Annotated in this window: 6 protein-coding genes; 3 read left to right on the forward strand and 3 right to left on the reverse strand. The window is 74.5% G+C overall.

Annotated elements, in window-relative coordinates:
• The 3 genes from ABZ318_RS37575 to ABZ318_RS37585 all read left to right on the forward strand — a co-directional run.
• Positions 1 to 279 (forward strand): substrate-binding domain-containing protein (locus ABZ318_RS37575; RefSeq protein ID WP_356906914.1); only part of this gene is annotated, 279 nt, incomplete at its 5' end.
• 141 nt (positions 280 to 420) lie between these two features.
• On the forward strand, positions 421 to 4914 hold the full coding sequence (locus tag ABZ318_RS37580; protein WP_356906915.1) for an aminotransferase class I/II-fold pyridoxal phosphate-dependent enzyme: 4494 nt from the start codon (positions 421 to 423) through the stop codon (positions 4912 to 4914).
• On the forward strand, positions 4914 to 5684 hold the full coding sequence (locus ABZ318_RS37585) for a class I SAM-dependent methyltransferase (RefSeq protein ID WP_356906916.1): 771 nt from the start codon (positions 4914 to 4916) through the stop codon (positions 5682 to 5684). Before ABZ318_RS37580 ends, ABZ318_RS37585 begins: the two co-directional genes overlap by 1 nt.
• Before the next feature lie 70 nt (positions 5685 to 5754).
• On the opposite strand, the gene ABZ318_RS37590 is transcribed toward ABZ318_RS37585, so the two are convergent.
• Genes ABZ318_RS37590 through ABZ318_RS37600 form a run of 3 tightly spaced genes read right to left on the reverse strand, consistent with a single transcriptional unit; the run spans position 5755 to position 9338 of the window.
• The gene (locus ABZ318_RS37590) at positions 5755 to 6846 is read right to left on the reverse strand and encodes a glycosyltransferase family 4 protein (protein WP_356906917.1); all 1092 of its coding nucleotides are present in this window, start codon (positions 6844 to 6846) and stop codon (positions 5755 to 5757) included.
• A gap of 48 nt (positions 6847 to 6894) precedes the next feature.
• Complete coding sequence (locus ABZ318_RS37595) at positions 6895 to 7770, reverse strand: PIG-L family deacetylase (protein WP_356906918.1); 876 nt, start codon at positions 7768 to 7770, stop codon at positions 6895 to 6897.
• Positions 7752 to 9338, reverse strand: coding sequence for a glycosyltransferase family 4 protein (locus ABZ318_RS37600; protein ID WP_356906919.1), 1587 nt, complete (start codon positions 9336 to 9338; stop codon positions 7752 to 7754). The genes ABZ318_RS37595 and ABZ318_RS37600 overlap by 19 nt, the downstream gene beginning before the upstream one ends.
• Positions 9339 to 9423: the final 85 nt, after the last annotated feature.

Genomic DNA, 9423 nt, shown 5'->3' on the forward strand with positions numbered 1-9423 from the left:
GCCGTCTTCGCCGCCTCCGACGTGATGGCGGCCGGCGCGCGGAGCGTCCTGCGCGAGGCGGGCCGCCGGGTCCCCGAGGACGTGGCCCTCGTCGGCGTCGACGACTCGGCGGTCGCCCGGCACATGGACCCGCCGCTGACGAGCGTGCGCCAGCCCATCGAGGAGATGGGTCGCACCATGGCGCGCCTGCTCCTGGAGGAGATCGCCTCGCCCGGCGGCGCGGACGAACAGCCGCGCCGGATGCTGCCGACCGAACTCGTCGTCCGCGCCTCCTCCTGACGCCCACCCGCGCCCCGTCGGCCCCGCCGGTGCCGAGATGCAGCCGCCCCGGGTGGCCCGGAGAATGGACACCGTACGGGGCCCGTACCCGCGAACAGGGCGCTCCCGACGGCGTCCGACCCGACAAGGGGGCGGTGGACGATGTCGCTGCGCAGGCCCGACCGGCCGCCCAAGGCGCCCGGTGCGCTGCGCACCTGGACCCTGGTGTACGTCCTGGTCGTGACCCTGCTGACCGTCGCGTACCTGGAGTTCCCCGCCCGGCACACCACCCTGTGGGCGCTCATCGGACTGAGCGGCGTCGCCGCCATCCTCGTCGGCGTCCGCCGGAACCGGCCCTCCCGGCGCTGGCCCTGGCTGGTGCTCGCCGCCGCCAACCTCGCCTTCGTGAGCGGCGACACCGCCTACAACGCCCTGGAGGCCTTCTTCGGCCAGACCAGACCCTTCCCGTCCATCGCGGACGCCCTCTACCTGGTCACCTACCCGCTGTTCGCGATCGGCCTCTTCGGATTCATCCGCTGCCGGGCCGTCGGCCGCGACCTCGGCGTCCTCCTCGACGCGCTGATCCTCACCTCGGGGCTCGCGCTGCTCTGCTGGGTCAACCTCATCACCCCGCTCGCCAGGAGCGAGGACATGACCTGGACCGAGAAGGCCATCTCCATCGCGTACCCCCTCGGCGACGTGCTGATGCTCGCGATGCTCGCCCGGCTCCTCGTCCCCGGCGGGCTGCGCTCCCGGTCCGTGCAGCTCCTCACCCTCGGCACCTGCGGCATCCTCGCCTCCGACGTCGTCTACGGCATCAAGCAGCTCGACGGCACCTGGCAGGTCGGCACCCCCTGGGACCTCGGCTGGGTCGTCTTCTTCACGGCCTGGGGCCTCGCCGCCCTCCACCCCTCCATGACCGGCCTCACCGAGCGCGCCCCCGAACCGGCCCCGCGCGTCGCCGAGCGGCGGCTCGCGCTGCTCGCCGGGGCCTCCCTCGTCGCCCCCACCCTGCTGCTCTTCCAGTCGCTGCGCCACGCGCAGAACAAGGACATCGCCGTCATCGCGATCTTCTCGGCCCTGATGTTCCTGCTGGTCCTCGCCCGGCTCTGGGGCATGATGGGCGACCACGGCAAGGCCGAGGCCCGTGAGCGCAGCCTCCGGGTCGCCGCCGCCTCCCTCGTCGCCGCCCTCAGCCCCCGCGAGGTCGCCGGAGCGGTCGAGACGGCCTCCGCGACCCTCTTCGGCGCCGGCACCTCCCACCAGGTCCTCCTCCTCGTCCGGGACCGCCGCGGCGGCCTCACCGCCGTGGCCACCTCGGAACACCCCTGGAGCTGCCGCACCGACGAGCTGATCCGGCCCCGCGGCACCCCCTGGTCCGAGCTGGTCGCCGAAGGCGCCCGGCTGCTCCCGCTGACCCGGCTCGACCCGTCCGTCGCCGCCGAGATCACGCCCGAGACCCACGTCCTGCTCTGCCCCCTGGAGCTCCAGGCCCCCTCCGGAGGCGAGCCACTGCTCGGCGTGCTGCTCTTCGCGGGATCCGAGAAGAAGCTCGCGGAGATCTCGGGCCCCGCCCAGTCCCTCGCCTCCCAGGCGGCCCTGGCCCTCGAACGCTTCGGGCTCAGCGAGGAGGTCAACCGCCGCACCAGCGAGGCCTACTTCCGCACCCTCGTGCACAACACCTCGGACGTCATCCTGATCCTGGACGACGACGACACCATCCGGTACGCCAGCCCCTCGGCCGAGTCCATGTTCGGCCGCTCCCTGCTCCCCGGCACGCCGCTCACCGAGCTCCTCACCCCCGCCGACACGGCGAGCGCCCTGCGCCTCGTCGCCGACGCGCGCGCCCGCGGCGCCGCCGACGCCCGGGACGACTGGAAGCTGGTGCACGGCGGCTCCGGGGAGCTGGAGGCCGAGGTCCGGTGCAGCAACCTGCGCGACGAGCGCACCGTCCACGGCCTCGTCCTCACCCTCCGCGACGTCACCGAGCAGCGGAAACTGGAGCGGGAACTGACCCACCGGGCGTTCCACGACTCGCTCACCGGCCTCCCCAACCGGGTCCTGCTCCTCGAACGCATCGAGCGGGCGCTGCTCCGCGGCCGCCGCGAGTCCACCCTGACCTGCATGCTCTTCGTCGACATCGACGACTTCAAGGTCGTCAACGACACCATGGGGCACTCCGTCGGCGACGAGCTGCTCGTCGCCGTCGCCCGCCGCCTCACCTCGGTCCTGCGGCTCACCGACACCGCCGCCCGGCTCGGTGGCGACGAGTTCGCCGTCCTCATCGAGGGGGCGCGCGAGCCCCGCGACGCCGAGGCCCTCGCGGCCGAGATCGTGCACACCCTCAGCCAGCCCTTCCCCCTCACCGACGGCGCCGTCTCCGTGTCGACCAGCGTCGGCATCGCGACCGTGCTCGACAGCGCCCACGCCGAGGAGCTCCTCGGCCACGCCGACCTCGCCCTGTACGCGGCCAAGGCCGCCGGCAAGAAGCGGTGGCGGCTCTTCCACCCCGAGCTCCACTCCCGGCTCGTCGCCCGCCACGAACTCCAGGCGGGCATGGACCGGGCCATCGCCGACCACGCCTTCGCCCTGCGCTACCAGCCGATCGTCGAGGTGGACGGCGGCGCACCGGCCGGTCTCGAAGCGCTCATCCGCTGGCCGCACGCCCGCCGCGGCATGGTGCCGCCCGACCAGTTCATCACCCTGGCCGAGGAGAGCGGCCACATCATGCCGCTGGGCGCCTGGGTCCTGGAGCACGCGGCACTCGACATCGCCCGCTGGCAGCGCGACAGCCCCGGCCGCCCCCCGCTGCGGGCCAACGTGAACGTCTCCGCCCGGCAGTTCCGCGACCCGGGCTTCCTCGAAGAGGTACGACGCGCCCTCTACTCCTCCGGACTCGCGCCCGGCTCGCTCGTCCTGGAGCTCACCGAGACCGTCCTCATGCGCAAGGACGCCCAGATCCGGACCACCATGTCCGCCCTCAAGGAGCTGGGAGTCGGCATCGCCATCGACGACTTCGGCACCGGCTTCTCCTCGCTCAGCTACCTCCGCGAGTTCCCCATCGACGTCCTCAAGGTCGACAAGTCGTTCATCGACGACATCACCACCGACCCGCAGCAGGTGGCGCTCGTGGAGGGCATCGTGCGCATCGCCGACGTCCTCGGCCTCCAGGTCGTCGCCGAGGGCATCGAGCACGAGGAACAGCGGGCGCTGCTCGCCGAGATGGGTTGCCGCTACGGGCAGGGCTATCTCTTCGCCCGCCCCATGACGGCCCCCCAGGCCGAGTCCTACCTGCACCGCGCCCCGCCCGCGGCCGCCCGGACCGGCGTCCGGGCCGCCGCCCGTCAGGCCGTCCGGCTCGCGGGCCCCGCCCCGGCCGTCCGCAGCACCGCCCGGCCCCCGCGCGAGCCCCGCTGGCGGGACCTGGAACACCTCCGGCGGACCAGCCTCATGTGCGACGCCGTCATCGACGAGGTCGACGGCCGCCGCATCCGGGTCGGCGACGACTGGCTCGTCGACTTCGCCTCCTGCAACTACCTCGGCTTCGACCTCGAACCCGCCATCATCGAGGCCATCGAACCCGAGGTCCGGAAGTGGGGCACCCACCCCAGCTGGTCCCGGCTCATCGGCAGCCCCCGGCTCTACCCCCGCATCGAGGAGCGGCTCACCGAACTCCTCGGCGCCCCCGACACCCTGCTGCTGCCCACCATCACCCTCATCCACCAGTCCGTCATCCCGCTCCTCGCCGGCACCGGGCAGGTCTTCGTGGAGGCACAGGCCCACCGCACCGTGTACGACGGATGCGTCAGCGCGCGGGGACAGGGCGCCGAGATCCACCGCTTCCGCGCCGACCGGCCGGAGGAGCTGGCGAGCCTGCTGCGCGGCGCGCCCGCCGACGCCGGCCGGCTCGTCTGCATGGACGGCGTCAACAGCATGACCGGCAACTACCCCGACCTGCCCGTCCTCGCCCGGACCTGCCGGGAGAGCGACGCCCTGCTGTACGTCGACGACGCCCACGGCTTCGGCGTCATCGGGGAGCGCCACGCCGACGAGAGCAGCCCGTACGGCTCGCGCGGCAACAGCATCGTCCGCCACCTCGGCGAGACCTACGACAACCTGGTCCTGGTCGGCGGCTTCTCCAAGGCCTTCTCCTCGCTGCTCGCCTTCCTCGCCGTACCGAAGTGGCTCAAGGACCACCTCAAGGTGGCGGCGGCCCCGTACCTGTACTCGGGACCCTCGCCGACCGCCTCGCTCGCCACCGCCCTCGCCGGACTCGACCTCAACGACGAGCGCGGCGACGAGATCAGGGCCCGCCTCTACCGCAGGACGTCCCGCGTCCTCGCCCATGTGCGGGGCCTGGGCATCGCCACCCCCAACACCGACGGACTGCCGATCATCGAGATCCCCCTCGGCGACGCCGGAGACCTCGACGCCGTCGCCACGTTCCTCTGGGAGCGCGGCATCTACGTGACGCTCGCGTCGTACCCGCTCGTCCCGCGCGACCGGGTCGGCTTCCGCGTCCAGATCACGGCCGCCAACACCGACGAGGAGATCGACCAGTTGTGCGCGGCCCTCACGGAGCTCGCCGCGCGGTTCGCCCTGCAGGCCGCCGGGTCCACCCGCCACGTCGCGGCCGGCCGGCCCACGGAGGAGTGATGGGCCGGACCCCGCCGGGCCCCCCGGAGGCGGGTCGGGCACGCCGCAACCGGGACGCCGACTGGAACGACTGGCCCGTCGCCGACTACCTCGCCGAGAACTACCGCAGGCTCCACCCCTGCGACATCGGCGTCATCCACCACCACGCCGCCGTCTACCGGCGCTTCGCCCCCGGCGGCCTGAGCCGCACCCTGGAACTCGGCGCCGGCCCCAACCTGTACCCGCTGATGCTCGCGGGCGCCGCGAGCCGCGGCGTCGACGCCCTCGAACCGAGCGCCGCGAGCGTCCGCTACCTGCGCGGACAGCTCGCCCACGGCATCGACGACAGCTGGCGGCCCTTCTACGCCCTGTGCCGCTCCCTCGACCCCGGCCTCCCGGCGGACTGCGCGGAGGCGCTCCGCCGGGTGCGGGTCGTCCGGGGCACCGCCGACGACCTGGTTCCCGGCACCTACGACCTCGCCTCGATGAACTTCGTCGCCGAGAGCGTCACCGAGGACTTCGGCGAGTTCACCGCCCTCTGCGACGCCTTCGTCCGGGCCGTCCGCCCCGGCGGCACGCTCCTCGCCGCCTTCATGGAACGCATGCCGAGCTATCGCATCGGGGCCGGCCCGGTCTGGCCGGCCTGCCCGGTCGACGAGGCCGCCCTGAGGGCCGTGTTCGCCCCCCGTACCACCGGGCTGCGGATCGTCGGGCTCGCGAAGGACCGCACCCTGCCCGAGTACGGGGACACCGGCGTCCTGCTGCTCACCGCGGAACGGCCCGCCACCTGACGCTCGGCCCGTCACCTGACGCCGGCCCGTCTCCGTCCGCCACGGCCCGTCTCCGTCCGCCACGGCGCCGTCAGGACAGCAGCTCCCGGTAGAGCGCCCCGTACCGGGAGGCGAAGCGCTCCGGGCCGAAGTGGTCCTCGACGAGGGCCCGCCCCCGCTCCGCGAGCATGTCCCAGGAGCGCGGCTGGTCGAGCAGCCACGCCAGCTGCTGCCCGGTGCGGCGCCCGTCGCCCGCAGGGGCCCGCAGCACGGCGTGGCCGAAGTCGGCGAACTGGGGGAGGTCGCTGAGGATCGAGGGCCGGCCCGTGGCCAGCGCCTGGAGCACGGTGAACGGGATGTCCGGAGTGCCGCCGAGTACGACCGGCGGATACAGCAGCACCTGGACGGAGGCGAGCAGGGCGTGCATGTCGTCGACGTACCCCCGCACCTCGACGTCGGGCAGTCCGGCCGCCCCGGCCCGCTCCCGCAGGGCCTCGTCGAGGGCCACGGTGTCCTGCCCCGGCCGTCCCCGCATCGCGAGCACCAGCCGGAACCTGGCCCCTTCCCGGTGGGCCTCCGCCGCCGCCTCGATGGCCGTCTCCGCCCCGCCGTGCGGATCGTGGCGTCCGGCGAAGAGGACCGCCGGGAACCCCTCCGGCCGCGGCAGGTACGGCCATTCGTCGAGGGCGATCATCGGCGGGACGACACGGACGTCGCCGAAGTCGGCGGCGCGCAGCAGACGGGCCATCGACTCGGAGAGGGCGACCGTCGTCCCCAGGGGCCGGGAAGGGCCGAGAAAGCGGTTGTCCGTCACGCCGGGCACGGTGTGCACGACCGGCCGCCCGCCGAACAGCAGCGGGCGCAGCCGGGAGAGGGCCGGGAAGGTGCGGCCGATGGTCAGGAAGGCGTGCACGAGGTCGACCCGGCGGGCGAACAGGGTCCCGGCGAGCGCGGACTGCATCCGCCCGGGGACGTGCGGCACGCCGTCCAGGGAGAGGAAGCGGACCGGCCGTCCGCGCTCCGGAGCGGACTGACGCCCTTTCGTCCACTGGGCGAACCACACGAAGTCCACGTCCGGCAGCGACCCGAGGACGTCGGAGGCCAGCCGCAGGGCACCGCCCTCCGCCCCGTTCAGCGGACCGCCGGTCAGGAGCAGGACCCGGGGCCGCTCACCGCGGCGCATCGGGCACCCCCGCGGCTGCCGGCGCGGAGGACGGGGCGAGCGGCCCGGTCACGGCACACCGCCGGCGGTCCGGGCCCTCGTGCCGCGCAGCCGGGCGAGGTCCCGGGAGACGGCCGTGTCCCCGGCCGCCGGCAGCAGGTAGACCTCGGGGGCGCGCGGAATGCGGCCCTCGGGGAACAGCGCGTCGGTCTGCGTCCGGTAGCCCCGGATCAGCTCCGCCTTCCGGTCGAGGTCCCGGTCCCAGGCGCGGGCCATCAGACGGTGTCGGCCGGTGAACTCCGCGTCGGCGGCGGCCGTCTGGTCGTACGGGAAGTCGCTGTAGTACACGACCCGGCGGCCGCTGCGCTCGGCGGCGGTCCGGGCCAGGACGTGGTCGGCGTGCCCGCCCACGCCGAGCGGCGCGAGCACCAGGCCGCCGGAGCGGGCGGGCAGCAGCGCCTCGATGGTCTCCCCGGCCACGCGCAGGGTCTCGGCGTCGTGCGCGGAGACCCGGCCCCGGGACAGGTGCAGCCGCCGGCACGTCGGGTACACGTGCGCCAGTTCGGGCAGCAGCGGGGCCAGCCGCCCGACGCCCGGACGGGCCCGCGGCAGCCGCCGGAACAGCCCGTCGACCAGGCCGACGTGGCGCCAGTCCACGCCGAGCAGCTCCAGGACCTGCCGGTCCTCCTCGCGACGGTCGGCGAACAGCTCCTCCGCGTCATCGGCCCGGGTCCGCCTCAGGTACCGGCGGGCGGAGAGGGTGTACGGCGGAGGCGCGGCCTCCGTGAACAGCGTGGCGACCGTCACCGGCGCCCGCCGCCCCGCCCAGCCGAGCAGCGCGCCGCAGGACAGCACGGCGTCGTCCAGGTGCGGCGAGAGCACGATCATCGGGACGTCGGAGTCGAGGACGGTCCGGACGAAGGCGGTCAGCGGGTCGTCTGCCATGACGCACCCCTCTTCCTCGGCCGCCGTGCGGCGGCGGGTGAGTCCAGAAGCCGGTGGGCCAGCGCCAGATAGCGGCCCGTCATCTCGTCCCACGCGTAGTGCTGCGCCGCGAGCCCGGCGCGGTGGCCGAGACGGCGGCGCAGCGCGGCGTCCGTGGCCAGCTCGGTCATCCGCGCGCCGAACGCCGCCACGTCGAACGGCGGCACGGCCACGTCGCCGTTGCCCCGCATCCAGCGCAGCGCGGGCAGGTCGAAGTGCAGCACGGGCTTGCCGTACGACATGCCCTCCAGGGCCACCAGGCCGAAGGTCTCGTGCCGCGACGGCATCACCAGGAAGGCGCTGTCGCGCAGCAGTTGGCGCTTGCGTTCCTCCCCCGCGTACCCCACCCAGTGGATCCGGGGCTCCGGGCCGGGGGCGTGCGCGGCGACGAGCGCGGCGAGGCGGCGTTCCTCGGCGGGGACGCCACTGCCCGCGAGCAGCAGGTCGAGCGGGGGCCGGGCCCGGACGTAGGCGTCGAGCAGCAGGTCGAGGCCCTTGACCCAGGTGTCGATCCGGCCCAGGAAGAGGATGAACTGTCCGGATCCGAGCAGGGACTCGTCGAGGAGGCGCTGGTCGACCCCGTCGGGGATGACCTGCACGTCGGCCCTGGGGCTGAGCCGGCGGATCGTCGATCCGTCCGCGGGGTTCAGCGCCACGACGTGCCGGTAGCAGCGCAGGCCGAGCCGCTCGACCAGGAGGAACGGGACGCGGTACCGCCGCCGCGGGGTCTCCGTGTGGCGGCCCTGGTCGATGCCGATCACGGGGGCGCCCGTCGTCAGGGGCAGGAAGCTCGTCGAGAACGGGGGCGTGAAGCTCTCCAGCCACAGGTCGTGGCGGATCCGGCGGGCCGCGAACGGCAGCAGCGCGAGGAACAGCAGCCGCCCGGCGCGCGGGCCCGCCCGGCCCACCGGGAGCCGGACGTAACGGATGCCGTTCCGGTCCTCGGTGCCGCCGCGCCGACCCGCCGTCACGACGGTCACCCGGAAGTCCTCGGCGAGCCGCCGGGCCACCTTGCCGGCCACCAGCGCTCCGCCGCTCCGGCAGGCGGGGGCGTCCGCGCCGTCGTAGACCGACACCACCACGTGCCGCCGCTCTCCGCCCGTGCCGCGTTCCGGCACGACGGCCGTCCGTTCCCGTTCCCGCAGCGCGTCGAGGATCCGCTCCAGGGCCGCTTCGGCCACCAGGGACGGAGCCTTGTCGCCGTCGAGCCACGCGATCCCCGGCAGCCGCCGTGACCAGCCGCGGCAGCGGTCCCACCAGGCGGCCGGCGAGCCCGCGGCGCTCTTCGGGCCGAGGCCCCACAGCGTCTCGGGACCGGACTCCACGAGGAGGGTGAGACCGTAGCCGCCGGCGATCCGGCGGAAGCCGGCCCCGCCGCCGGAGGCGGCGGGGAGGCCGAACCTCACCAGTTCGTCCAGCGGCCCGCGGTCCGTCAGGACCACGGCCTGCCCGCCGCGCGCCCGCGCCCGTGCCAGCAGCCGGGCCACGGCGATCCGCGCCGCGAGCTCGGCCGCGTCGACCCTGCTCACGATCGTGCCGATCGTGGCCGTCTTCCTCCTCCTCCAGCGGTACTGGCAGTCCGGCCTGGCCGCCGGCAGCGTCAAGGAATGACCG

Source organism: Streptomyces sp. NPDC006197, from assembly GCF_040613865.1.
Classification (GTDB): Bacteria; Actinomycetota; Actinomycetes; order Streptomycetales; family Streptomycetaceae; genus Streptomyces.